The sequence below is a fragment of the Tessaracoccus massiliensis genome (assembly GCF_000826065.2).
GTDB lineage: Bacteria > Actinomycetota > Actinomycetes > Propionibacteriales > Propionibacteriaceae > Arachnia > Arachnia massiliensis_A.
This window is the reverse complement of sequence record NZ_LN623543.1, coordinates 924,902-951,633: the sequence shown is the minus strand read 5'-3', so window position 1 is coordinate 951,633 and position 26,732 is coordinate 924,902. Positions and strand designations below refer to the sequence as shown.

Genomic DNA, 26,732 nt, shown 5'->3' with positions numbered 1-26,732 from the left:
GTGATCTGAGGGGTGGGCGCACATCGGTGCGGCCACCCCTCAGCACTACGCTGTTGCTTCAACGAGAGGCGCGCCATGCAATCCCACCTACGCAACCGGATCCAGTCGCTGGTGCCGTGGCTGTGCGCGCTCGTGGCGGCTGTTGTCACGGTGACCACGCAGTACTCGTCCCGCCGGCCGGAGTTCCACCCCAGCCTGCTGCTCAACGTGGCCGACACCGACGCCATCGCCGGGCACGTCGCCCACCTCGACCCCGCGTTCCGGTTCACCGTGGCGGTGGACCACTACGACGGCGTCTACCTCTGGGCCATGGCGAACGACCCCTTCGCGCTGGGCGCAGCGCACGATCTGATTGACCTGGCTGCCTACCGCTACGGCCACCCCATGTACTCCTGGATCGCGGCGCTGCTGAGCGGCGGCAACGCGGCCGCCCTGCCGTGGGTCTTCTGGTTGCTGAGCGTGGCCAGCATGGCCGGGGCGGCGGCAGCGGTGTCGTTCCTGGCGGGCCGGCTCGGCGCCTCGCGCTGGTGGGGCCTCCTCGTCTGCGTGAGCCCCGGCCTGCTCTACAGCGCGACCTCGGCGTTGACGGAGCCCGCGCAGGTGGCTCTGGTCGCGGTGGTGCTGTTGCTGTGGCTCCGGGACAGGCCCAACCTCTGGCTGCTGGCCCCGCTGATGGCGGTGCTGTGCCTGACGAAGGAGCAACTCGTGCTCGTGCCCGCGGCGCTGGGCCTCGCGCTGCTCATCCGCATGGTGCGCGAGCGGCGCCTGCTGTGGGGAAGGGCCCTGGTGGTGGTGGTGGGCCCGCTGGCGCTGGGCGCCTGGCTGCTCTACGTGCGGTCCAACTTTACCGCGGAGCAACGGGCCTACGACGACGGCAACATCGGCGTGCCGGTCCTGGGCTGGCTGGAGTCCTTCGACATGGCGGGCACACTGCGCGTGGGCGAGTTCCACGCCGCCCAGATCGGGTCGACGGCGGTGCCGGGGCTGATGGCGACCGCGGCCGTCATGGTGATCGCCGCTGTCATCGGGCTGATCCGCCGCGACGCGCTCGGCTGGGTCGTCGTGCTGCAGGCCGTGCTGCTCTCGACGCTGGGCTGGCGCACCCTGCTGTATCCGCACGAGATGTTCCGGATCCCGTCGGTCGCGCTGCTGTTCGCGGCGCTCCTCATCGCCGTCCACTTGAGCGGCAGGACGCCGGGGGAGAAGGTTGCCGCTTTTGACCGCGCGGCACCCGTGGAGTAACCTTGACAAGCGTGCCCGGACTCGGGCGCGTTGTGCGTGCCCTGGCATGACGGTCAGATCCTAAACGTTGCGAGGAACCCTGACCTGTGCGGAGTTCGCACGGCAGCTACCTGCGCTTCCTGCCTGGAACGGTGACCCGGAAGGGTTGCGCGGAGACCTGCGCCAGGGAAAACCCCGCCAGTTTCCAAGACAACGAAAGTGAAACCAAACAGGTGCCAACTATTCAGCAGCTGGTCCGGAAGGGCCGCAGGGACAAACCGTCGAAGAGCAACACCCCCGCGCTCAAGGGCTCGCCCCAGCGTCGCGGCGTGTGCACCCGCGTGTACACCACTACGCCGAAGAAGCCGAACTCCGCGCTCCGCAAGGTCGCGCGTGTGCGTTTGAGCTCCGGCATTGAAGTCACCGCCTACATCCCGGGCGTCGGCCACAACCTGCAGGAGCACTCGATGGTGCTCGTCCGCGGCGGCCGAGTGAGGGACCTCCCCGGTGTGCGTTACAAGATCGTCCGCGGCTCGCTCGACACCCAGGGTGTCAAGGGCCGCAAGCAGGCCCGCAGCCGCTACGGCGCGAAGAAGGAGAAGTAATGCCTCGCAAGGGTCCCGCCCCGAAGCGCCCAGTCGTCGTCGATCCGGTCTACGGCTCGCCGCTGGTCTCGCAGCTCGTCGCCAAGATCCTGCTCGACGGCAAGAAGTCCGTCGCGCAGGGCATCGTCTATGACGCCCTCGAGGGCACTCGCACCAAGACCGGCAACGATCCGGTCGCGACGCTCAAGAAGGCGCTCGACAACATCAAGCCCTCCATCGAGGTCAAGTCCCGTCGCGTCGGTGGCGCCACGTACCAGGTCCCGATCGAGGTCAAGCCGGCCCGTCAGACCACGCTGGCTCTCCGCTGGCTCGTGAGCTTCTCCCGCGCCCGTCGCGAGAAGACGATGACCGAGCGTCTCATGAACGAGATCCTCGACGCCTCCAACGGCCTCGGCGCTTCCGTGAAGCGTCGTGAGGACACGCACAAGATGGCCGAGGCCAACCGCGCCTTCGCCCACTACCGCTGGTGAGCCAACCGCCCCCGCGCCGGACAGGCACGGGGGCGTTCACCGTCTCTCAAGACTTGACTCTTCGAACATCAAGAAGGACTGCACTGTGACCGACCTGAACAAGGTTCGCAACATCGGCATCATGGCTCACATCGATGCCGGCAAGACCACCACCACCGAGCGCATCCTGTTCTACACCGGTAAGAACCACAAGATCGGTGAGACCCATGACGGCGCAGCCACCATGGACTGGATGGAGCAGGAGCAGGAGCGCGGCATCACGATCACGTCGGCCGCGACGACCTGTTTCTGGAAAGACCACCTGATCAACATCATCGACACCCCCGGTCACGTTGACTTCACCGTCGAAGTGGAGCGTTCGCTCCGCGTGCTCGACGGCGCCGTCGCCGTGTTCGACGGTGTGGCTGGCGTTGAGCCCCAGTCGATGACGGTGTGGCGTCAGGCCACCAAGTACGGCGTCCCCCGCATCTGCTACGTCAACAAGCTTGACCGCACCGGTGCGTCGTTCCAGCACGTCGTCAAGACGATCCGCGAGCGTCTCAACACCGATCCGGTGCTGCTGCAGCTCCCCATCGGCTCCGAGGCCGACTTCCTGGGCGTCGTCGACCTCGTCGAGATGCGCGCGCTGACCTGGCGCGGCGAGACGGCAATGGGCGAGGACTACACGGTCGAGGAGATCCCCGCCGAGCTCAAGGACGAGGCCGAGGCCGCTCACGCCACCCTCATCGAGCGCGTCGCTGACGTGGATGACGAGATCATGGAGCTCTACCTCGAGGGCGAAGAGCCCTCCGTGGAGCAGATCAAGGCCGCCATCCGCAAGGGCGTCATCTCCAACGCCTTCACCGCCGTGGTGTGCGGCACCTCGTTCAAGAACAAGGGCGTCCAGCCCCTGCTCGACGCGGTCATCGCCTACCTGCCGTCCCCGCTCGACGTGCCGGCCATCGACGGCTTCAAGCCGGGCGACGAGTCGGTCAAGATGGAGCGTCACCCCTCCGACGAGGAGCCGCTGTCCATCCTGGCGTTCAAGGTGGCCGCGGATCCGCACCTGGGTCGCCTGACCTTCGTGCGCGTCTACTCGGGTGTGCTGCAGTCCGGCTCCCAGGTGCTCAACGCCACCAAGGGCCGCAAGGAGCGCATCGGCAAGATCTACCAGATGCATGCCAACAAGCGTGAGGAGATCGAGTCGATCGGCGCTGGCATGATCTGCGCCGTGATGGGCCTGAAGGACACCACCACCGGCGAGACCCTGTGTGACCCGGCCAACCCGATCGTGCTGGAGTCGATGGAGTTCCCGAACCCCGTCATCGAGCAGGCCATCGAGCCGAAGACCAAGTCCGACCAGGAGAAGCTGTCCAACGCCATTCAGCGTCTCGCTGAAGAGGACCCGACGTTCCGCGTCCACACGGACGAGGAGACCGGCCAGACCATCATCGCCGGCATGGGCGAGTTGCACCTCGACGTGCTGATCGACCGCATGAAGCGCGAGTTCAAGGTTGAGGCCAACATCGGTAAGCCCCAGGTCGCGTACCGCGAGACCCTGCGCCGCAAGGTGGAGAAGATCGAGTACACGCACAAGAAGCAGACCGGTGGTTCGGGTCAGTTCGCCCGCGTCATCATCGACCTCGAGCCCACCGAGCCTGGCTCCGGCTACGAGTTCGTCAACGCCGTCACCGGCGGCCGCATCCCGCGCGAGTACATCCCCGCCGTGGACGCGGGCGTCAAGGACGCCATGCAGTTCGGCGTGCTCGCCGGCTACCCGGTCGACAACATCAAGGTGACCCTGACCGACGGCGCCTACCACGACGTCGACTCCTCGGAGCTCGCGTTCAAGCTGGCCGGCTCGCAGGCGTTCAAGGAGGCGGCCCGCAAGGCGGACCCGGCCATCCTCGAGCCCATGATGGCCGTCGAGGTGACGACCCCCGAGGACTACCTCGGTACGGTCATCGGCGACCTCAACTCGCGTCGCGGCCAGGTCCAGTCCATGGACGAGCAGCACGGCAACCGCGTCGTGCGCGCGCTCGTGCCGCTGTCGGAGATGTTCGGCTACGTGGGTGACCTGCGTTCGAAGACCTCGGGCCAGGCGTCCTACTCGATGGAGTTCGATTCCTACGCCGAGACGCCGAAGAACATCATGGATGAGATCGTCGCCAAGTCCAAGGGCGAGTGATCCTCACCACTGAGTGACCAGAACCGGCCGGGAGCAAACGCTCCCGGCCGTTTCTTTCGTTCGCGGCGCTAGAGTGCCGGTGTGATTCCCGACATCCGGATCAAGACCTGGACCGAACTCGACAAGGACGAGTTCTTCGACATCGCGGTGCTGCGCAGCCAGGTGTTCTACGTGGAGCAGCGTGCCGATGTGCAGGACTTCGACGAGCACGACCGCGCGGCCGGCACGCTGCACTACGCCATCCACGACGACGGGGGAGCGGCCGCCTACCTGCGCACCCTGCGGCTGCCGCAGCCCGAGTACGGGGCCTCGTGGGCGCTGGGACGCGTCGCGGTGCGCCACGACCGCCGGGGGAAGGGCTGGGCCAGGGAACTGATCGCGGCCGCGGTGGGACGCCTCGGGTCAGAGCCGATGGTGCTGCACTCCCAGACCTACGTGCAGCGCCTCTACGAAGGTTTCGGCTTCCGGCCGGTGGGGGAGACGTTCGACGAGGCGGGCATCGAACACATCACCATGCTGCGGTTGCCGTAGCGTTCCCGGCGGGACGCCCGGCACGGCTCCCAGGTGAGCTTTTGGCAAGGCCGTTAGTTGTGTGTGCCATACTCGCGCTAGACTGTTCGATCAGTGTGACCGTCGCAGTTTGACTATCGGCGTTCACTGCACAAAAATGAATGAGTTCCCTGTGTCCGTATGCAGGGATACCAGAAACTCGAGCTGCGCAGAGCGCGTGGCAGATCCAAGAAGGAGCCCTCGTGGCAAAAGCCAAGTTTGAGCGGACCAAGCCGCACTGCAACATCGGCACCATCGGACACGTCGACCACGGCAAGACCACTCTGACCGCGGCGATCACGAAGGTGCTGCACGACGCCTACCCGCAGTGGAATGCTGCCTCGGCGTTCGACCAGATCGACAAGGCGCCGGAAGAGCGTCAGCGCGGTATCACCATCTCGATCTCGCACGTCGAGTACCAGACCGAGAAGCGTCACTACGCGCACGTCGACTGCCCCGGTCACGCTGACTACGTCAAGAACATGATCACCGGTGCCGCCCAGATGGACGGCGCGATCCTCGTGGTGGCCGCCACCGATGGCCCCATGGCTCAGACCCACGAGCACATCCTCCTGGCCCGCCAGGTGGGCGTGCCCGCCATCGTCGTCGCGCTCAACAAGTGCGACATGATCGACGAGGGCGACGCCGACCTCATCGACCTGGTGGAGATGGAGCTCGACGAGATCCTGTCCGCCCAGGGCTTCGAGGACACCAAGATCGTCCGCGTCGCCGCCTTCCCCGCCCTGAACGGCGAGGAGAAGTGGGCCAAGACCATCCTCGAGCTCATGGACGCCGTGGATGAGTACATCCCGCAGCCTGAGCGCGACACCGACAAGCCGTTCCTGATGCCCGTTGAGGACGTCTTCACGATCACCGGTCGTGGCACCGTCATCACCGGCCGTATCGAGCGTGGCGTCGTCAACACCGGCGACACCGTCGACCTGGTCGGCATCCGCGAAGAGAAGCAGACGACCACCGTCACCGGTGTCGAGATGTTCCGCAAGATCCTCGACGAGGGTCGCGCTGGCGAGAACGTCGGCCTGCTGCTCCGCGGCACCAAGAAGGAAGACGTCGAGCGCGGCATGGTTGTCATCAAGCCGGGTTCCACCACGCCTCACACCGATTTCGAGGCCAACGTCTACGTGCTGAACAAGGAAGAGGGTGGCCGTCACAAGCCGTTCTTCTCCAACTACTCGCCTCAGTTCTACTTCCGTACCACCGACGTGACCGGCGTCGTCCAGCTCCCCGCTGGCACCGAGATGGTCATGCCCGGCGACAACACGGAGATGACCGTGCACCTCAACAAGCCGATCGCCATGGAGGAGAACCTCAAGTTCGCCATCCGTGAGGGCGGCCGCACCGTTGGTGCCGGCAACGTCACCAAGATCCTCAAGTGATCTGACGCAACTGAGCCACCGGAGGGGCCGCGCAGCGAAAGCTGCGCGGCCCCTTTCTGGTCCCTGAGCGTCGCGGCCCCGCGCTGGCTGAGCCCGCGAGCTGCGAGAGGTGTCGAAACCGCCAGGCGTGCCTGTGGCCGTCACCGCAGTGGTTGGGCGCGGCCCCCACCGAAGGCATCCGCGCTCGCACGTTGAGCACTTCTCCGCCCGGTATCGGCGCCGTGGAGAGCCGGTGGTTGGATGGGCCAGACGATGGTGTCGTATCAAGGAGGATCAGATGCTGGGTTCGGCTGAGCAGGCGTTCAACAGGCGCGCGTTCCTTGCCGCCGGTGGGGGAGCGTTGGGTGCTGCGGCCTTCGCGGGCGGGGCATGGCGGTCCACGCGCGCCGAGGCGGCGCGGCAGGGCCGGCGTTCACCCAACGTCGTGATCGTGCTGGCCGACGACCTGGGCTACGGCGCGCTCGGCTCCTTCGGCAACAAGGAGATCAGGACCCCCGTGCTCGACAGGCTCGCCGCTCAGGGCGTGCGCTACACCGATTTCTACGCCGGTGCGGCCGTCTGCGGCCCGTCGCGCTGCACGATGCTCACCGGCATGCACGCCGGCCACGCGACGGTCAGGCAGAACCCCGAGCGCGGTCAGGTGGAGGACTTCCCGTTGAACCCGGACGAGGTCACGTTCGCTCACCTCCTGCAGGCGCAGGGCTACAAGACTGCGCTCTTCGGCAAGTGGGGCTTCTCCCCGGACAGCGCGGGGCACTTCAGTCACCCCAACCCGCAGGGTTTCCAGGAATTCTACGGCTACCTCACCCACATCCACGCGCACCAGTACTACCCGAGCTACCTGTGGCACAACCAGACCAAGGTGGACGTGCCCGGCAACCAGGGCGGCGCGCGGGGGACCTACGCGCCGGACTTCTTCAATCAGCTTGCGTTGGATTACATCGAGGAGAACAGGGACCACCCGTTCCTGCTGTTCCTCTCCACCAACATCCCGCACTCCCCGCAGCAGGTGCCGGACCTGGGGGAGTACGCCACCAAGCCGTGGGGTGCCGGTGAGAAGGCGCACGCGGCGCAGATCACCAGGATGGACGGGCATGTGGGCCAGGTGGTGGCCAAGCTGGAGGAGTTGGGCATCGCCGACGACACGGTGCTGTTGTTCCTCAGCGACAACGGTCCGCACGAGGAGGGCGACCCCAGCCTCAATCCGGACGTGCCGCTGGACCTCAACGGCCCGCTGCGCGGCTACAAGCGCAACCTCTACGACGGCGGCATCCGCACGCCGGCCATCGTCTGGGCCCCCGGCTACACGGGCACCATCTCGGGCAGCGAGGTGTCGGATCCACTCGGGTTCTGGGACGTGCTACCCACCCTGGCCGATCTCGCCGGCGCTCCCGTGCCGCCGTTCGTCGACGGCGGATCCATCCGCCACACGTTCGACGCCTCCGCCACCCACGAGTACCGCCGGCCGCTGCCGGAGCGCAACCTGTACTGGTGGCGCCTCGACCCGTGGCCCTCCCCGCGGGCAGACGCCGAGGAGCAGGGCCGCGTCCTCCACGCGGCGGAGGCCGCACGCAAGGGCCGCTGGAAGGCGGTACGCATCGCGCCGGGCCGGGACCGCACCGCTCCCGACGCGCAGTGGGACTTCCAGCTCTACGACCTGAGCGCCGACATCGGCGAGCGCACCAACCTCGCCGCGCAGCAGCCGGAGATCGCCGCGATGATGCTGGCCGCGATCAAGGACTCCTGGACGGATCCGGCGCTGCCCCGTCCGAAGTGGAGCGTCAGCGGTCTGGTGATCGACCCACCGCAGACGCTGCTGGCGGGCGGCACCACGCCGGTGACCGTGCGCTTCGACAATCACACGGACCGGCCCTACACCCGCGTGGAGCTCGCCGTGATGGCCCCGCAGGGCTGGTCGGTGACGGTTCCCCGGCGCAGCCGGGCCGCGATCCGCCCGGGGCAGAGCCGCGAGTTCGTCATCGACGTCACGGTGCCCGCCGCGGCACGGGGCGCGCAGCAACTGGTGGCTACCGCCGCCTACCTCTACGACGGCTGCGACGCCAGGACGGCCAGGACCACCGCCTCGGTGACCGCCGGGGTGCCAACCGCCGAACTGAGGCGCATCCCCACCGCGGGGTGGACGTTCACGGCAAGCTCGTCGACTGACCTGTCCGGCAACGGCCGCGGCGGACGCCCTCAGCACGCGTTCGACGGCGACTCCGAGACGTTCTGGCACAGCCAGTGGAAGTCCGCCACTGCGGAGCCGGATCACGCTCCGCCGCCGCACTGGATCCAGGCCGACGCGCCCGCCGCGACGACGGTGGCCCAGGTGCGCTTCATCGCCCGTGGCGACCATGAGCTGCCCAGGACGCTCTACATCAAGACCTCGAACGACGGCACCGACTGGACCACCGTGGCCACCGAGACCTACGCCGCAGGCGGCTCCGCCAACCAGACCCCGCAGGTCGTCAACTTCCGCCCGACAAGCGCGAAGTTCGTGCGCCTCGAGACGGGCGCAGACGGCACCCACGAGGCCAGCCAAGGCCACTTCGTGGTCCGCGAGATCGAGTTCTGGCGCTGATCGGCGATGACTGACATGACGCCAAATACACGAGAAGGAAAGACCATGGTGTCGAAGAAGACCCGCATCGCCTCAGTGGTGGCCGCCTCGGCGCTCGCCGCGGGCGGGATCGTCATCCCGAACTACGTGGCGCACGGCGACCCGGCCGTCGTCATCCCCGCGGGGGCGATCGAACTGCAGGATTACGATTTCAAGGTGCGCCTGCACCCTGACTTCCCCCAGGTGGTCGACTACCGCCTCGGCGACGAGCAGCTCGCGGGGCGCATCGGCGGACCGCTGACCTCCATGCTCGTCAACGGGCAGAGCCAGACCGTGACGGTGGCAGAGGCCGTCGTCGGCCACGGCCAGAAGAGCGCCACCTACGCGGTCTCGTTCCCCAACCTCGCGGGTGTCACCCTGACCGTCCTGGCCGAGGTGGAGGACCGGGTGCTGCGGCTGACACTGACCGATCTGGTGGATCCCGAATCCCGCATCCAGAGCATCCAGATCCCGAACCATGACCTGGTGACGCTGGGCTCCACCGACGCGGCGGCGCAGCTGACCACGGCGCGCGTGGCCGCAGGCACCCAGGCCGGGGGAGACACCTTCCAGAAGCTCGCGGGCAGCACCGCAGGCTCCGCGCAGGGTTCTTCGCTGGTGCTGGCCAACACCTCGTCGCTGGCCGCCGCGTTCGCCACCAACGCGGTGGGCACGGCCGCCAACGGCACGTGGCAGCACCAGATCCGCACCTCGGGGCACAACCGGTTGGGTGCGGTCTCGGCCGGCACCTGGACCGGTGTCGCCGGTGCTGAGCCCTACGTCGAGGTGAAGGTCGTCGCAGACGAGAACGGCGACGGCACGGTGGACTGGCAGGACGCCGGTGTGGCCGCGCAGAGCATCATCGCACTGGGCAACGGCGCCGAAGAGGTGGCAAACGAGGTCATCGCGCGCGCCCCGTCGGGTTCCTTCGCCCAGGCCCAGGCCGACACCGCCGCCATCTCCGCAGCCACCGAGAACCTCGGCCAGAGGGTCGTTCTTGAGGGCGTGACCGCAGACGCCGATGGCCTCGAGGCCATGTCCGACGCGGGCGTGGCGTTGAACTCCACCTTCGGCTACGACGTCGCAGTGGCCGGCGCCACCGCCGGCGCGTTCCAGAGCCTCTGGGACAACGGCCCGGTCAACGTGGACACCCTCTACTTCGATCAGGCCCTGGACACCCCGGCGCAGCAGCAGTTGAACGCCGCGCTCCAGGAGCAGGGCTGGGTGGTCTCCACGCACCCGCTGGCCAACACCGGCGCGGATTCCGACGTCATCCGCTTCGTCTACAACGCGGCGCGCGACGGCTGGAACGACGATCCCATCCTGGGTGCCGCCCAGTTCGTGGACTTCGGGGACGACGCCTTCTACACCAACGTGTGGGAGAACAACCTGCCCGCCAAGTTCCTGCAGCGCTCGGATCTGACCGACCGGGACGCCACCACTGCGAAGTTCGCCAACGGCACCGTGGCCACCGCCACGGAGGTCACCTACGGCGACGTGACCGTCGCCAAGGACGGCGCCTACCTGCTGCCCTGGTGCGACGGCGGCTCGGAGTGGAACGACGAGGGCCCCAAGCGCCTCTACCACTACAACCCTGCCGGTGGCGCCACCACGTGGACGCTGACGGAGGAGTTCGCCGCGGACACCTCGTTCACGCAGTTCAGCCTGACGGACCAGGGCCGCGCCCTCGTCCGCGAGGTCAAGGCCGCCAGCGGCGCCATCACGATCCAGGCGCTGCCCGGCACCGCCTACGTGCTGTTCCCCACCTCTGAGGCCCCGACGGCGGGCAACCTGCCGCCGGCCGAGTTCACGGTCGAGGACGCAGCCGCCAAGGTGGGCACCCCGGTCAGCATCCAGGTGCAGACCACGGATCCGGAGGAGGGCGAGCTGACGTACTCGGCCACCGGCCTCCACGCTGGCCTCGCCATCAATGCGGGCACCGGTGCCATCACCGGCACCCCGACGAAGGCCGGCACCTACCACGTGACCGTCACCGCGAAGGACGCCGCCGGCGCCTCGGCCTCGGCGACCCTCACGATCACCGTGGCGCCGAAGGACTCGACGACCCCGCCCACCACCCCGCCGCCCACGACTCCTCCGGCGACGACCCAGCCGCCGAGCACGCCTCCGGCCACCAAGCCGGCGGTGGAGAAGTTCGTGCCGCAGGCGCCGTACACGCTGCCGGGTCTGCACAAGGGCCTCAACGGTCGCGACTGGATGACCAAGTGTGAGCCGTACTCGCAGACCGAGCGTTGCCGCACCGACATCTGGGCGACGGTGGTGCTGATCGAGAACGGCCAGTTCGTGCGCAAGAGTGGGTGGGCGTTCAACAACCTCACCTACCTGCCGTACATGACCGAGGCGTCGTGGAAGGGCAACCCGCTCGGTGACCTGGGCGCGACGACGAACGGTCTGTTCGACTCGGCCGGTCGCCAGTGGCGCACGGAGTGCAAGACTCCCGCCACCGGTGGGGACGCCTGCCGTTCGTACACGATGACCACGGTCTACGCTGCGACGCCGAAGGCCGAGGGTGGCTACACCTTCTCGCAGAAGAACGAGTGGGTGTTCAACAACATCGTGATGTTCGGAGGCCCCGAGAAGCGGTAGTCGCTGGTTGAGCCGCTGCCGGCGAGGAACGAGCCGCGCAGCGTGTCGAAACCCCTGAAGCGTCCCCAGCACCTGAATTGCAGGTGCTGGGGACGTTACTTGTGGCGGAGGCGTCAGATCAGTTGCGGGTCCCTCAGCGACCGCGCAGCCCGACTGCACGGATGGTTGGCACCGTTAACAGCGGGCCTTAGTCTGGATGCTGACTGCATCATCGTTGATCAGGATAGGAGACCAGATGCGCAAGCGTTTCGTAGGGTTCAGAAGGGCGCTGGTAGCTGCGCTCGCTGTGGCCCTCACCGCCACCATGACCATCACCTCACCACAACTCGCGCAAGCGGCCGTCACCGAGGCGCTCGACGTGCAGTTCGGCGGCTCCCTCGTGGGCACCGACGACTACACGGGCCAAGGCGACGAGATTAAGCGCGGCGTCCTGCAGCGCATCGCCGGTGGAGAGGACCAACTTGAGGGCGGCGGCGTTGGCCTGGCCGGCGGTGCCGAGGGCATCCGCTTCCTGCCCAACACCTTCGCGCTTGACTCCGGCACGCAGAGCTTCATCATGGAGACCCGCTTCAGCGCCGCGTCGCTCGACAACTTGGACACCATTGTGTCCGCCGGCGGCAACCTGTTCGTCCGCGCCCAGAACGGCAAGCTACGCTACGGCTGGTCCGGCGAGAGCGGCGGCACCTGGCAGGACTACTTCCAGGAAGCCGATCTGCCCACCGGCGAGGGCCCGCACGCGCTGTCGATCCACTACCGCTACGCACCCGCAGGCACCACGCTCGAGATCATGCTCGACGGCGAATCCCTCCCGTCGCTGACCGGCGCCCTGCCGCTGACCATCGCCAACGGCGCCAGCAACATGTTCGGCTTCGGCAACGACGTGCACCCCCAGGCCGCAGAACGCGGCATCGCCGGCACGCTGCACGCCGTCCGGGTCGCCCAGACCGACGGAGAGGCTGGCAACCACTACGAGTACCAGCCCCGTGAACTCACCACGGACCTGCTGAACGTCTCCTTCGACGGGACCGTGGCCGACGGCACGTACACCGCAGCCGAGGGCGAAGTCGCCGACGGTGCGGTCACCCTCCGCGGCGGCGCCGCAGTCTCCGGCGGTCAGGCCACCATCGCCGGCGGCCAGCAGGCCGTCCAGTTCGTACCCGCGGAGAACCCGTTCACCGCGCAGGACCTTGACCAGGGCTTGGTCGCCGAGTTCGAGTTCACCCCGGGCGCCACCCAGGCCAACCTCACCACGCTGTTCGCGCTGGGCGGCAACCTCTTCGTCCGCTACCAGAACAACGAACTGCGCTATGGCTGGTCGAGCAATTCGGGCGGAGAGTGGACCGATCACATCGCCACCACCGCGCTGCCCGCAGCCGGCGAGGCACATGTCATCTCCGTCGCCTACGAGCCCCAGGCCGACGGCGGAGCCAAGATGCACCTCTGGGTCGACGGCGTGGCCGCCCCCACCATCACCGGCACCGGGCTGTCGCGCCAGAGCGTCCCCGGCGCAGCCGCGTTCGGTAACGACGTCAACGCGCAGGGCGCTACCCGCGGCTTCACGGGCACCATCCAGCGTGCCCGTCTCGCCTCGCTGGACGACGCCTTCACCAACGCCGCTTTCGTCTACCAGCAGCTCGACCCGGTCGAGACCGACTGCACCGGCGGCCCCTTCGAGACCGCCAACTTCGTCCCCGTCGACCGCACCGACTGCCGCGAGGACATCATCGCCAAGGCCAGCGCCGTCCGCCCCACGGTGGAGCAGCTGGACTGGCAGGAACTGCAGTACACCGGCTTCATCCACTTCGGCCCCAACACCTTCGAGAACGTCGAGTGGGGCCACGGCACGTTCCCCGCAGAGAAGGTCAACCCCACCAACTCGGACATCGATTCGTGGGTCAAGAACATGCGCGACGCCGGCATGAAGATGGCCGTCCTCACCGTCAAGCACCACGACGGCTTCCTGTCCTACCCCACCCGCTACACCGATTACTCCATCGCCTCCTCCCCGTGGAAGGACGGCAAGGGCGACGTGGTCAAGGAGTTCACCGATGCCGCGCGCAAGTACGGCATGGGCGTGGGCCTCTACCTGTCGCCGGCTGACTCGCACGCCGAGATCGAGGGCATCTACGCCAACGGGTCGCCGAAGATCGACCGCACCATCCCCACCCTCGTCGAGGGTGACGACCGTGCCGACGCCGTCGCCGCGGGCGACCTGCCCACCTACACCTACGAGGCCACCGAGTATGGCCAGTACTTCCTCAACCAGCTCTACGAGGTGCTGACCCAGTACGGCCAGGTCGACGAGGTGTGGTTCGACGGCGCAGGCGGCAACACCACCGGCGTCGAGCGCTTCGACTACGTGGCCTACTACGACCTCATCAAGAAGCTGCAGCCCAAGGCGCAGATCGCCGTCGGCGGTCGCGACATCCGCTGGGTCGGCAACGAGGGTGGCTACGCCCGCAACAACGAGTGGGCCGTCGTGCCCGTCCGCGAGGTGCAGCCCGAGGGCAAGATCGAGGACGTGCAGAGCTCCGGTCACTTCGACCAGAGCTACGGCTCCGACGATCAGATCGTCAACGTCACCCAGGCCGGCCGCGCCACGCACATGCACTGGTGGCCGTCCGAGGCGGATATGAAGCTGACCCCCGGCTGGTTCTGGGGCCCCGGTAAGGACACCCCGAAGTCCGGCCAGGCGCTGCTGGACAACCACTGGGATGCCTCTGTGGGCCGCAACTCGCTGCTCCTGCTCAACGTGCCCCCCACCACGGAGGGCCGCTTCTCCGAGTCCAACGTCAACGCGATCATGGACTTCGCGGCACTGCGCCGCCAGGCCTACGGCAACGATCTGGCCCTAGGCCGGGACGTGACCGTCGGCACCGAGACCACCAAGGCGATCACCGACGACAACACGCGCTCATCGTGGGTCTCCGACGGCGGTGAGGACCAGACGCCGATCGTGGTGGACCTGGGTTCCGCCCAGCGCGTCAACCGCATCAGCATCAGCGAGGACTCGCTGGCCCACGGCCAGCAGATCCGCAGCATCAAGGTGGAGGCCAACGTCGGCGGCACCTGGCAGCAGGTGGCCACGGCACAGACCGTCGGTGTGAACCGCACCTGGCGCCTGTCCACCCCGGTCACCGCGCAGGAGTTCCGCTTCACCGTCCAGTCCGCCCGCAACACCTATGCGATCGCCAACATCTCGCTCTACCAGACCCTGGCCAAAGACCCGGGCCTGAAGAGCGAGATCTGGATCGACTGCGAGGCTCCCACCGCCGGCACCGGCGCGCAGACCTCGCCGCTCAACTCGCTCGAACAGCTGCGCACCCTGGACCTGGCGGCCAGCGCGACGGTGTTCTTCAAGTCCGGCACCTCCTGCGACGCGTCCACGGCCCAGCTGTGGTCCTACGGAACGCCCGAGGACCCCGTCGTGATCACCACCTACGACGGTAAGGACATGCCCACCATCGGCGGCGAGCCCGCCGAGGCCTGGTTCGCGTCCTACGACGAGGCCCAGAATCTCGAGGTCTTCGTCGACCCCGACGTGAACCGTGCGCCCCGCATCACCGAGCCCGCAGCGCAGAGCTACATCGTGGACCGCGATGCCTCCCTGCAGATCCTCGCTTCGGACCGCGACGGCGACGAGCTCACCTACTCCGCCGCCGGCCTGCCCGCCGGCCTGACGATCGATGCCGACACCGGCCTCATCTCCGGCCAGCCCACGGCCATCGGCAGCAGCGAGGTCACCGTGACCGTCAATGACGGCCGTGGGGGAGAGGCCTCCGCCACGTTCACCATCGACGTGACGCGGGCCCCGCTCATCGAACTGGCTGAGCAGCCGACGACGATGGCGCTGGGCACCACCCAGACCATCACCTACACCACCAACGGCCTCCCGGCCGACAGCGTGGTCGTGGTCGACGCTCCTGAGGGCTGGGTCGTGTCCCCGTCGCGCCAGTGGGCCCCCACCGGCGACGACACCGTCACCGTGACCCTCCGGGCACCGGCCTCCGGCACGTCGGGTGAGGTCACCGCCACGGTGCTCACCCCGTCGGGCGAGATCGGAAGCGTCTCCGCGGAGATCGGGTTGACCAACCCGGCCGCCAACGTCGCCATCTCCGGCGTCGTGGCCTGGGATTCGGCGGAACCCGCCGAGGGCGGCGCCAACGGTGTGGTCACCGCGGCCATCGACGGCGATCCCACCACCTTCTGGCACACCCAGTGGGAGGATTCCAACCCGGCGCACCCGCACTTCATCACGATCGATCTCGGCTCGGAGCAGACCATCGGGTCGTTCACCTACGTGCCGCGGCCGAAGTCGCAGTGCGGTCAGTCGATCAACCCGAACGGCTGCAACGGCCAGATCGTCGGCTACGAGATCCACTCGGCCATCGGAACCTTCGGTGAGCGCACCGCCGACGAACTGAGGCAGACCTCCTTCGAAGATCCGGAGGATGCCGAGTACACCCTCATCGCCGAAGGTTCCTTCGACGCGTCGAACACCGACGCCAAGACGGTCGTCTTCGACGAGCCTGTCACGACGCGCTACCTGAAGCTCGTCTCGACCTCCTCCGTCACCCACGCCAACGGCACCAGCCAGGCGTGGGCCAGCGCGGGTGAGGTGATGGTCGCCGAGCCCGTCGACATGGCAGATCTCGAGGATGTGCCGCTGACCGACGCCCGCGTCTCCGTGGCGCCCGCCACGGTGGAGCAGGGCGGAGACGTGACCGTCACCGCCGTGGGCTTCGAGCCCGGCGCCTCGGTGGAGATCACCCTCGGCGACGAGACGGTCACCGTCACCGCCAACGAGGTGGGCGTGGCAACCGCCACGCTGACGGTCCCGGAGGCCCAGGCTGCCGGCACGGTGGAGATCACCGCGACCGACGGTGTGGCCACCGGCACCGCCACGCTGCAGGTGACCCTGAAGCCGACGGTTGAGCCCACGGTTGACCCGACGGTCGAGCCCACCGATGATCCGACGGTTGAGCCCACGGTTGATCCGACGGTTGAGCCCACGGTTGATCCGACGGTTGAGCCCACGGTTGATCCGACGGTCGATCCCACGGTTGATCCGACGGTCGATCCCACGGTTGATCCGACGGTTGATCCCACCGATGATCCGACGGATGAGCCCACGGTTGATCCGACGGTCGATCCCACGGAGGACCCGACGACGCCGCCGGTGAAGAAGTACGTGCGTACCGCGCCGTACACGATGCCTGGTCTGCATCGGAACCTCAATGGCCGGGATTGGCACACTGAGTGTGAGCCGTATTCGCAGACGGAGCGGTGTCGCACGGACATCTGGGCGACGATCGTGGTGATCGAGGATGGTCAGTTCGTCCGTAAGGATGGCTGGGCGTTCAACAACCTCACCTACCTGCCGTTCATGACGCGTGAGGCCTGGGGTGCCAATCCCTTGGCGAATGACGGTGAGTGGACTGCGTCGACCGATGGCCGCAAGTGGATGACCGAGTGTGACACTGCTCGCACTGGTCGTGACGGCTGCCGCTCCTACGCGTTCGTGACGGTCTACAAGGCCACCGCGAAGCCTGAGGGTGGGTACGCGTTCTCGCAGAGCAACCAGTGGGTGTTCAACAACATCGTGATGTTCGGAGGCCCCGAACTGCGATAGTTGGTCCCTGAGCGTGGCCCTTGCGGCGAAGGAGCCGGGCCACGATGAAGGGCCCCCGCAGCGTGACTGTGACCTTGACCCCTGTGGTTGAGGTGACAGATTGGCTGCGGGGTCCCTTCGTCGTTGGCTGGCTCGCAAGCTCGCTGTCGAACGCTCAGGTACCAGTGCGCTCGTAGCGCGTCTGGGGCCGGGACTCTGGTGATGGGGACGTCTGGTGTTAGCGCTCAGGAACCGTGTTCGGGTGCTGCGCGGAGACAGGGTACGTCGTAGAGTGATGGCACCCAGGTCACCGTCGACAGATTGGTCCGTCCCATGCGCGCACGCAGAATCCTCGCCGCTCCTTTCGCTGTGCTGGCAGCCCTCGCTCTGATGCTGGGGCTTGTTCCCGCCTCGACGATCCCGGCCAACGCCGCAACCGTCGTCGACGTGACGCACTTCGGGGCGGACCCCACCGGCGCCACCGATTCGACGGAGGCCGTCACCGCCGCCATCGAGCATGCCAAGACGCTCACCGGCCCGGTCACCATCAGCTTCCCGTACGGCACCTACGCTCTGTACAGCGACAACGCGCCGGAGCGTGAGCTCTACATCTCCAACACGGTGGGCACCAACCAGGCCTACCGGAACAAGCGCATCGCGATCCTTCTGGAGGACATGGCGGACGTGACGGTGGAGGGCAACGGCTCGCAGTTGGTCATGCACGGCCAGCAGATCATCTTCGCCGCGCTGCGTTCCACCAACGCGACGATGCAGAACTTCGACCTCGACTGGATCACCCCCCGCGTCGTCGACCTCACCGTGGCTGCGGTGGGGGAGGGCTACCGAGACATCAAGATCCCCGACGGCTACCGCTACACCATCAACGGTACGGATCTGGCCGTCACCTCCGAGCTCAGCCCGCACAGCGGCCAGCCGTACTGGAGCTACCCGAGCCTGCGCTCCATGGGCTACACGCAGACCTTCGACTACGACAGCGGCCGCCTGCTGCGCTCCGGCGGCGCCGCCGGTTCACTGTTCACCGGCGTGACCTCCATCACCGAGGTGGAGCCAGGCCTGCTGCGCTTCCACGGCAGCACCATGGAACTCGGCCGCTCCATCCAGATCCGCACCACCACCCGCGACACCTCGGGCATGCTGATCTTCGAATCCGTCAACACCACCCTCAGCAACCTGGACCTCGGCTACCTGCACGGCTTCGGCGTCGTGGCCCAGATGAACGACGGCCTGACCGTGCGCGACGTCAACTTCCGCGCCCCCGGCGACTCCTGGCGCTCCACCTCAGCCTTCGCCGACCTGATCCAGGTGTCGGGCGACAAGGGCGAGGTGCTGATCGAGAACTCCACGTTCGGCTTCGCGCATGACGACCCGATCAACGTGCACGGCACCTACGTGCAGGTCGACGCCATCAACGGCCGGGAGGTCACATTGCGCTACATGCACAACGAGACCGCGGGTTTCCCGCAGTTCTACCCGGGCAACGAGGCGATGTTCGTGCAACGCTCCACGATGCTCGAGGTGCCCGGCTGGGTGGGCACCGTCGTCGCCGTGGACGGGCCTTCCGGCTACGACTCCACCAAGCCGCTGGCCACCATGAAGGTCACCTTCGACCGCGACCTCCCGGCCGGCATCACCGCCAACAACTTCGTGCTGGAGAACCTCACCTATTCTCCGCAGTTGACGGTGCGCGGCAGCCACTTCGAGGCCATCCCCACGCGCGGCGTCCTGGTGACCACCCGCAAGCCCGTACTCATCGAGAACAACGTGTTCGACCAGATGGAGATGGCCTCGATCTACATCTCCGGTGACGCGAACAACTGGTACGAGTCCTCCGTCGTGCGTGACGTGACCATCCGCGGCAACGTGTTCATCCGTCCAGGCAGCGCCGACGGCGGCGGTAATCCGGTGATCTTCGTCGACCCCATCCTCCAGACGATCGTGCCGTCACGCAAGGCGCATGAGGACATCACGATCGAGGACAACACCTTCCTCACCGGTGACGTGACCATCGTGGACGCCAAGTCCGTCAACGGGCTGACCATTCGTAACAACACGATCGGTCGCTACGACAGTGCCCTGGCCACCGGCCTCACGCTGGGTGACGCCCAACTCGCGCCAGGGGAGACCACCCAGGCCACGCTCGCCGGGGGGACTTACAACCGTCCCCTGTTCGTCCTGCGCGGCTCCACGGATGTGGAATTGGCGGGCAACACCTACGACGACGGATTCAACCGTCGTGTCACCACCTCGGACATGACGACGGCAGACCTGACCAACAACGACGCCGCGCTCGCCGTCAACGCCAACAACACCGCTCCGCAGGGTCAGAACGGTTACGTTTCGAGCAACCCGGCGGTCGCGACGGTCGATGCCAATGGTGTCGTCACAGCCATCACCAGTGGCACTGCGGAGATCACCGGGTGGCGCAGTTCGCCGCTGGGCATCACCGACAGCCTCGCCGCGACGGTCACCGTCGGGCAGGGATCCGGCACACAGGTGCCGAACCTCTCCGGCGCGTTCGACGTGATCCGCCCCACTTCCGGTCGCTTGATCGCGCGGGAGGATGCCTCGCTGCGGCTGCTGCCGGCGGGCACCTCTTTGTGGGCTACCGGCAACAACCTCAGCAACATCGTGGCGTTGCGTTCGCCCACCCTCCGGGTGGGCGAGGCCGTCACCGTGACGATGGAGGGCCGCACGCAGCAGTGGTACGAAGAGGTGGGCATGGGTCTGTACACGGACGATGACAACTACGTGCTTATCCAACGCAAGCACAACAACGGCAGCCCCGACCTTCGCGTGGTCACCGAACTGGCGGGTGCGGCCAACGAGGGGCGCTTCGTCGCTGATCCCGCTGGCGACACGGTGCAGCTGCGCCTGACCCGTACGGCCACCGGAGTGCAGGGCTCGTACTCGCTCGATGGCACGACGTTCACCAATGTCGGCAGCGAGGTGGCGAACGCCTCGATCACCGATACCAGTCGCGTCGTCCTGGTGGCGGGCGGGTACCAGAACGCCAATTCACTGCAGCACACCTTCGACTTCAGTGACCTCACCGTCGGCGCTGCCTCGGTCCCGCTGGTGCAGTTCGGCGGCGGTCAGGCTGGCCCTGACAGCCCAGTGCGCCCAGCAGGCCCGCCCAGCCGCCTGGCAGAGATCGCCACGGCCAGCTTCCAGGGCGTGACCTTCCCCGGCACGGTCCGGGATGCCACGACGCAGGGGCTCGTCACCACGGTGGCCGATGACGTCGACGGTTACACCGTGAACTTCGCGACGGCCGACCCGGCCGCCACCCTTGACGCCCGTCTGAACGGCGTGGCGCTCGAGCCCGCCGCCGACGGCACCTTCACCGTGCCCGTGACCGGTGGCAGCACCGTCCTCGAGGCCTGGGTCACCGCCGCAGACGGGAAGAGCCAGCGGATCTACCGCTGGACCACGCTGTCGCACGCGGATCGTGCCGCCTGGCCGCAGCCCGAACCGCAGGACGGCTCCGGGATCACCGTCACACAGTCGCCGGCCAGCATGGACTACGGCTCCGACGCCACGCTCGCCTTCACCGCCACCGATGTGCCCGCGGGCAGCATCCTGAGCGTGCTGGTGCCCGCCGGCTGGTCCGTCAGCCCCTCCCAGCAGTACCTGGAGGAAGGGGAAGCCGAAGCTTCCGTCACCGTCCGCGCGCCCGTCGTCGGACTGTCCGGCGTCATCCGCGCCACCGTGACCGCCCCTGATGGCACGAGCAGGACCACCTCAACCATCATCAGGCTCACGGACCCGTCCGTGCTGACGGTTGAAGGGGTCGTGGCGTGGGATTCCGCCGAGCCCGCCGAGGGTAAGCCAGCCGACGGGTACGTCACCGCCGCCATCGACGGCGACCCGGCCACGTTCTGGCACACGCAGTGGGAGCAGGCCAACCCCGCGCACCCCCACCACATCGTGCTCGACCTGGGCAGCGAACAGGAGGTGGCCTCGTTCACCTACCTGCCGCGTCCCTCCTCGGACTGCAGCGGCTCTATCGCCGCCCCCATCTGCAATGGCCAGATCGTGGGCTACGAGCTGTACGCGGGCACCGGGTCCTTCGGGGTGCGCACGGCTGAAGATCTGGAGCAGACCTCCTTCGCCGAGCCCGCCGATGCCGAGTACACGCTGATCAGCTCCGGCACGTTCGACGCCGCCAGCACCGAGGCGAAGACCATCACGCTCGACGAGCCGGTCACCACGCGCTACCTCAAGCTCGTCTCCACCTCTGCCGTGCCGGGTGCGGACGGTGCCAGCCAGCCCTGGGCGCACGCCGCGGAGCTGGGGGCAGCGGGCCCGGCCGTCGAGCAGCCCGAGCCGCTCGTCGACGTGCCGCTGCCGGCGCAGTCGCCCACGCCCGAACCGACGGTTGGCCCGACGGCCGACCCGACCGACGAGCCCACCTCGACGCCGCCAGACGAGGCCGCGCCGGTGATCAGGGAGATCGCCGACGTCTCGGTCACGGCCGGCGGGCGGGTCTCCGTCCAGGTCCGGGCAACGGACGCGTCGCTGCCGCTGTCCTACGACCTCTCCGGCGCGCCCGCGTGGCTGTCCATTGACGCGAACGGTCGCATCACGGGCACCGCCAGCGGCGAGGGCACCTTCCTGGTGACCGTTGCGGTCACCGACGCGGCCGGCAACGTGGCTGAGGCCACGTTCACGCTGACCGTCGAGCCCAGGGCCACGGGGCGGCCGACGGATCCGGCCACCACGGTGCCGCCTGCGAAGAAGTACGTGCGCACCGCCCCCTACACCCTGGCCGGCAAGCACACGCTCAACGATCGCCAGTGGATGACCACCTGTGAGCCGTACTCCCGCACCCAGCGGTGCCGCACCGAGATCTGGGCGACCATCGTGGTGATCGAGGATGGTCAGTTCGTCCTGAAGAACGGCTGGGCGTTCAACAACCTCACCTACCTGCCGTACATGACGGAGGCCGCCTGGCAGGGCAACCCGCTGGCCGAGCACAACATGGCGGGGTTCACCTCGGGCGGCCGTCAGTGGCGCACCGAATGCCACACCGCGCAGACCGGCCGTGGCGCTTGCCGCTCGTACACCATGACGACGGTCTACGCCGCCACCGCGAAGCCGGAGGGCGGCTACACCTTCTCGCAGAGCAACCAGTGGGTGTTCAACAACATCGTGATGTTCGGAGGCCCCGAGCAGCGATAGCTTGTTGAGCCGGTCGCGTCCGGACCGCGACCGCGTCGAAACCCCTGAAGCGCCCCCAGCACCTCAATGAGGCACTGGGGGCGTCATGGTGAGTGCGCAAGTCAGCGAAACTGTGGCGACTGTCAGAGCCGGTAAGTAGCCTGACCTCAAAGTCGTATCGTCGCGGCTGTCAGCACACCAAGAGGAGCAAGGATGCTCAGAGTTCGATCCCGCGTCACGGCGATCCTGACCACGGTGGGACTTCTGGCCACCTTCCTGGTCACCGCCGGCGCCCCACAGGCCCGCGCCCAGGACGGCGTCAACGTCGCCATCGGCGCCGAAGTGACCGCCTCCGGCCAGGAAGTCCCGGACCGGTTCGGCCCTGACCTGGCCGTCGACGGCGACCCCGCCACCCGGTGGTCGTCTGACCACAACGACCAGGCCTGGATCCAGGTCCGCCTGGCCGAGCCCACCGTCGTCGACCACGTAACCATCCAGTGGGAGGACGCCTGCGCCGCCCGCTACAAGCTGGAGGTCTCCAACGACGGCACCAACTGGACCGACGCGACGGCTGAACTGCGCCCCACGTGCGGCACCACCGATACGCAGAAGTTCACCCTGAACGACACCGCCACCACCGCGTACCAGTACGTGCGCATGCAGGCGCTGGACCGCACCCCTGTGGGCGGCCGGAAGTGGGGCGTGTCCCTCTTCGAGTTCGAGGTCTGGAACGGCCCCGTGCCGGAGCCCGGCGAAGGCATCAGCCTGGTTCCGCTGCCGGTGGAGGTCACCCAGGATGACGGCGAACCCTTCGAGCTGAAGCCCACCTCCAGCATCGTCGCCACCGGCGACGCCGTGCCGGTGGCCGAACTGCTGGCCGGGACGCTGCGCGCCTCCACCGGCTACGCCATCCCCGTGGTCGCCACCGCCGCGGAGGATTCCATCACGCTGCGTGTCGACGCCGCCTACGAGCCGGTCGCCGAACTCAACGGCGACGAGGGCTACACCCTGGTGACGGAGGCCGGTTCGGCCACCATCACCGCGCGTGCCGCCAACGGCATCTGGAACGGCACCCGCACTCTGTTGCAGCTGTTCCCGCCCATGATCAACTCCACCACTGAGGTGCTGGGCGAGTGGACGGCCCCCGCAGTGACCATCAACGACGTGCCGCGCTACGCGTACCGCTCCGTGATGGCAGACCCGGCCCGCTCGTTCTACACGCTCGAGGAGATGAAGGACCTGGTCGACTCGATGGCCAGCGTCAAGATGAGCGTGCTGCGCATCCACCTCACCGATGATCAGGGCTGGCGCATCGAGATCACCAACGAGGGCAAGGATCCCGCGGATCCGGTCGACTACACGCAGTTGACCAAGATCGGCGGCAAGTCCGCCATGCAGAACGACCCTGACAACCACTTTGACGAGCTCGGCCGCGTGGGCTACTACACGCAGGAGGACTACAAGGAGCTTGTCGCCTACGGCAAGGCGCGCTTCGTCGACATCGTCCCCGAGATCGACGTCCCCGGCCACACCAACGCCCTGCTGCACGCCATCCCCGAGCTCAACGTCGACAACTCCCGCCCTGCCACCACCGTCTACGGCACCGCGCCCGAGCACAACGACCGCCGCGTCGGCACCTCCTCGCTGGCGGTGCGCGCCGGCCAGACCTGGATGAGCCTGCGCCACATCTACGGTCAGCTCATGGACATGACGGATGCGGACATCATCCACATCGGCGGTGACGAGGTGCACTCCACCACCGCGGCGGACCAGCTCCACCACGTCGAGAACATGACCGAGATCGTCCGGGCCGAGGATAAGCACCCCATGGGCTGGAACGAGTTCGCCAAGGGCGGCGCCCTGGAGGCCGGCGACATCATCCAGTACTGGTACATCAACAACGCCGAGGAGCGTCAGGCCGTGGCAGATTCCGTCGCGCGTGGCGCCAAGGTGGTCATGAGCCGCGGCCAGACCGCGTACCTCGACATGAAGTACACCCAGAAGACCCCCATCGGCCTGACCTGGCTGGGCCTGGGTGACATCGACAAGTACTACAACTGGAACCCCGCCACCGTCGACGCCGGTGTGCCCGAGAGCGCCATCATCGGCGTCGAGGGCCCCACCTGGTCTGAGGCGATCCGCGGCATGGACAACATGCAGTTCCTTGTCTTCCCCCGCGGCATTTCGCTGGCCGAGATCGGCTGGACCCCGCAGGCTCAGCGCAACCTGCCCGACTTCCTCGACCGGATGGCGGATCAGGGCGCGCGCATGCTGGCGGCCGACATCAACTTCTTCGACACCCCGAAGGTGGAGTGGGAGACCCACGTCGCCGGTCTCAAGGCCCAGGCTGCTCCGGGCGGCGCCTTCCGCATCGACGGCGCCACCATCGCCGCCCCCGGTACCAAGGCGTCGGCTGACGGCACCTCCATCGCCGTCGACTCCGTCGACGACCTGGACGGGCCCAGCAACTCGGCGCTGAACGGTGCGCTGACGGCCACGATCGACTTCGGTGACGGCACCGCCGCGGTGCCCGCCACGTTCGAAACCGAGCAGGAGCGCAACAACGTCTACGCGGGTTCGCTCTACACCGTCGGCGCGGAGCACACCTACGCAGAGGCAGGCACCTACGACGTGACCGTGACCTTCTCGGATGGCCGCACGGTCACCGGCAGCGTCGAGGCGACCGCCGGTTACACCGCCCCGGCAGAGCCTGTCTTCGACGAGTGCGTCGCCCCGTCGGCCACTCCCGAGGCGGATACCACCCGGGACGACGCACGTGTGTTCGTCGACATCGAGGGCCTGACGCCCAGCGACTGGGTCGAGGTCAGCGTCGACGGCGACGTGCACGGCACGGTGCGCAGCGACGATGAGGGCAACGCCTTCTCCAGCGTCTACTTCCGCTACCAGCTGGCGGCCGGCGACCACGTCGTCCGCTTCGAGGACAGCAACGGCCGCTTCGTGGAGAAGGTCATCACCGTCAACTCCCAGGTGCCGCCCCTCACCGGGCGCGTGCTGACGGGTGCCACCGCCACGGCGGATTCCGAGGCGCCCAACGAGCCGGCCCCCAACGGCCTCGCCTCGGCGATCGTCGATGGAAACCGCGACACGTACTGGCACTCGAAGTGGTCCGCCCCGGCTGACACGTTCCCGCACACCGTCAATGTCGATCTCGGCAAGGTGTACGAGCTGGACTGGCTCACGTGGGTGCCGCGTCAGAACAACGACAACGGCCAGGTGTCGAACTTCACCATCGCGTTCAGCCAGGACAACACCACCTGGACTGAGCCTGTGGCCAAGACGCTGCCTGGCGGCCGTACCGCAACGAACGTCGAGGTGGACGCGACCGCACGCTACGTGCGGATCTCGATCACGGACAACCACGCCACCACAGACGAGTTCGCCACCATCGGCGAGCTGGAGTTCCGCGGCCTGGAGCCTCGTGAGGCAGAGCCCACGCCGGAGCCCGTGGTGCCCGCGGTCTGGACCCCGCCGGCTACCTGCGGCCCGGACACCACCGCACCGGTGATCGCGGACATCGAGGACCAGACCGGTCAGGTCGGCACCGAGCTCACGGTGGACGTGCAGGCGACCGATGAGGTCTCCTCGGACCTCACCTACGCCGCCGAGGGGCTGCCCGCCGGCATGTCGATCGACGAGGCCACCGGCCGGATCTCCGGCACGCCCACCGAGGCCGGCACGTACCCGGTGACGGTGACCGTGACCGACGAGGCCGATAACGAGGCTGAGGCCACGTTCACCATCACCGTCGCGGTCGCACCGACGGTGGACCCCACGGATGATCCGACGGTCGATCCCACGGATGACCCGACGGATGACCCGACGCAGACACCCACGACGCCCCCGGTGAAGAAGTACGTGCGTACCGCGCCGTACACGCTGCCGGGCCTCCACAAGGGCCTCAACGGTCGCGACTGGATGACCAAGTGTGAGCCGTACTCGCAGACCGAGCGTTGCCGCACCGACATCTGGGCGACCATCGTGGTGATCGAGGACGGCCAGTTCGTCCGCAAGAACGGGTGGACGTTCAACAACCTCACCTACCTGCCGTACATGACCCGTGAAGCCTGGGGTGCCAACCCCCTGGCCAACACCGGCGAGTGGACCGCTACCACGGACCAGCGCAAGTGGATGACCGAGTGTGACACGGAGCGCACGGGTCGCAACGGCTGCCGTTCCTACACCTTCGTGACGGTCTACAAGGCCACGGCGAAGCCCGAGGGTGGATACGTGTTCTCGCAGAACAACGAGTGGGTGTTCAACAACATCGTGATGTTCGGAGGCCCCGAGCTGCGATAGCTGGTTGA

The 26,732-nt window shown here is 67.6% G+C and carries 11 protein-coding genes; all 11 read left to right on the top strand.

The genetic code is table 11. The annotated features are described in order from the left end of the window. Positions 1–75 precede the first annotated feature (75 nt). Positions 76–1,242: an AZOBR_p60025 family cell surface glycopolymer formation protein gene (locus tag BN1186_RS15005; RefSeq protein WP_040284721.1), complete on the top strand. Its 1,167-nt coding sequence runs from the start codon at positions 76–78 to the stop codon at positions 1,240–1,242. A gap of 212 nt (positions 1,243–1,454) precedes the next feature. Continuing rightward, positions 1,455–1,826, top strand: a complete 372-nt coding sequence (gene rpsL / locus BN1186_RS15000; protein ID WP_040284720.1) for a 30S ribosomal protein S12 — start codon at positions 1,455–1,457, stop codon at positions 1,824–1,826. Continuing rightward, positions 1,826–2,296 (top strand): 30S ribosomal protein S7, encoded by a 471-nt coding sequence (gene rpsG / locus BN1186_RS14995; RefSeq protein WP_040284719.1) that lies wholly within the window; start codon positions 1,826–1,828, stop codon positions 2,294–2,296. Before rpsL ends, rpsG begins: the two co-directional genes overlap by 1 nt. A gap of 85 nt (positions 2,297–2,381) precedes the next feature. After that, the gene (gene fusA, locus BN1186_RS14990) at positions 2,382–4,463 is read left to right on the top strand and encodes an elongation factor G (RefSeq protein ID WP_040284718.1); all 2,082 of its coding nucleotides are present in this window, start codon (positions 2,382–2,384) and stop codon (positions 4,461–4,463) included. Between the two features lie 81 nt (positions 4,464–4,544). Then, positions 4,545–4,994: a GNAT family N-acetyltransferase gene (locus tag BN1186_RS14985; protein WP_218975492.1), complete on the top strand. Its 450-nt coding sequence runs from the start codon at positions 4,545–4,547 to the stop codon at positions 4,992–4,994. 221 nt (positions 4,995–5,215) lie between these two features. Beyond that, the gene (gene tuf / locus BN1186_RS14980) at positions 5,216–6,409 is read left to right on the top strand and encodes an elongation factor Tu (RefSeq protein ID WP_040284717.1); all 1,194 of its coding nucleotides are present in this window, start codon (positions 5,216–5,218) and stop codon (positions 6,407–6,409) included. 277 nt (positions 6,410–6,686) lie between these two features. After that, positions 6,687–8,990, top strand: a complete 2,304-nt coding sequence (locus BN1186_RS14975; RefSeq protein WP_052460231.1) for a sulfatase-like hydrolase/transferase — start codon at positions 6,687–6,689, stop codon at positions 8,988–8,990. A 45-nt stretch (positions 8,991–9,035) separates the two neighbouring features. Continuing rightward, complete coding sequence (locus BN1186_RS14970; RefSeq protein WP_040284716.1) at positions 9,036–11,615, top strand: glycoside hydrolase family 101 beta sandwich domain-containing protein; 2,580 nt, start codon at positions 9,036–9,038, stop codon at positions 11,613–11,615. 235 nt (positions 11,616–11,850) lie between these two features. After that, positions 11,851–17,247, top strand: a complete 5,397-nt coding sequence (locus BN1186_RS14965) for an alpha-L-fucosidase (protein ID WP_180349089.1) — start codon at positions 11,851–11,853, stop codon at positions 17,245–17,247. A gap of 312 nt (positions 17,248–17,559) precedes the next feature. Next, positions 17,560–22,428, top strand: coding sequence for a discoidin domain-containing protein (locus tag BN1186_RS14960; protein ID WP_082031465.1), 4,869 nt, complete (start codon positions 17,560–17,562; stop codon positions 22,426–22,428). 192 nt (positions 22,429–22,620) lie between these two features. Then, positions 22,621–26,724 (top strand): family 20 glycosylhydrolase, encoded by a 4,104-nt coding sequence (locus tag BN1186_RS14955; protein WP_052460228.1) that lies wholly within the window; start codon positions 22,621–22,623, stop codon positions 26,722–26,724. Positions 26,725–26,732 lie beyond the last annotated feature (8 nt).

Excerpts from the sequence above, each read along its gene's own strand:
- BN1186_RS14970 (WP_040284716.1), top strand. The coding sequence starts at position 9,036 with ATGGTGTCGAAGAAGACCCGCATCGCCTCAGTGGTGGCCGCCTCGGCG.
- BN1186_RS14965 (WP_180349089.1), top strand. The coding sequence starts at position 11,851 with ATGCGCAAGCGTTTCGTAGGGTTCAGAAGGGCGCTGGTAGCTGCGCTC.
- BN1186_RS14960 (WP_082031465.1), top strand. The coding sequence starts at position 17,560 with ATGCGCGCACGCAGAATCCTCGCCGCTCCTTTCGCTGTGCTGGCAGCC.
- rpsG (WP_040284719.1), top strand. The coding sequence starts at position 1,826 with ATGCCTCGCAAGGGTCCCGCCCCGAAGCGCCCAGTCGTCGTCGATCCG.
- BN1186_RS14955 (WP_052460228.1), top strand. The coding sequence starts at position 22,621 with ATGCTCAGAGTTCGATCCCGCGTCACGGCGATCCTGACCACGGTGGGA.
- BN1186_RS14975 (WP_052460231.1), top strand. The coding sequence starts at position 6,687 with ATGCTGGGTTCGGCTGAGCAGGCGTTCAACAGGCGCGCGTTCCTTGCC.
- BN1186_RS15005 (WP_040284721.1), top strand. The coding sequence starts at position 76 with ATGCAATCCCACCTACGCAACCGGATCCAGTCGCTGGTGCCGTGGCTG.